The following is a 379-nucleotide window of genomic DNA, read 5'->3' as shown; positions in this document are numbered from 1 at the left end:
AACTACGGTTTTACAATAAAGTTTTCACATCAGCCGCAATCGTTTCCGGCTCGCTGCCATAAGGCGAGAAAATCGCCACTTCACCGTTTTTATCAATCAAATATGCACCTGAAGAGTGGTCGACCAAATAGTTTTCGCTGTCTTCTTTTTGGTTGACTTTAGCCGATACCACACGGTATTGCTGTTTGATGACAGGCAGGCTTTGATCGCCGGTTGCCGTCAGGCCGATAAAATCAGGGTTGAACTGTTTGGCGTATTTGCCGATTACCTCAGGCGTATCGCGCTCAGGGTCGATGCTGACAAATACTACTTTCACGTCTTTAGCCTGATCGCCCAATTGTTTCAACGTGTCGCTGTAAGTCAGCAACTCGGTTGGGCA

The 379-nt window shown here is 47.2% G+C and carries 1 protein-coding gene; it reads right to left on the bottom strand.

Going from position 1 to position 379, the window contains the following annotated elements:
- Nucleotides 1-10: 10 nt before the first annotated feature.
- A partial coding sequence (locus tag ACTHSP_RS22605; protein WP_440347084.1) for an SCO family protein occupies nt 11-379 on the bottom strand: 369 nt, incomplete at its 5' end.

It is taken from the genome of Neisseria sp. P0001.S005 (assembly GCF_051963715.1).
The sequence above is the reverse complement of the archived record's forward strand: the minus strand, read 5'-3'. Positions and strand labels throughout refer to the sequence as shown.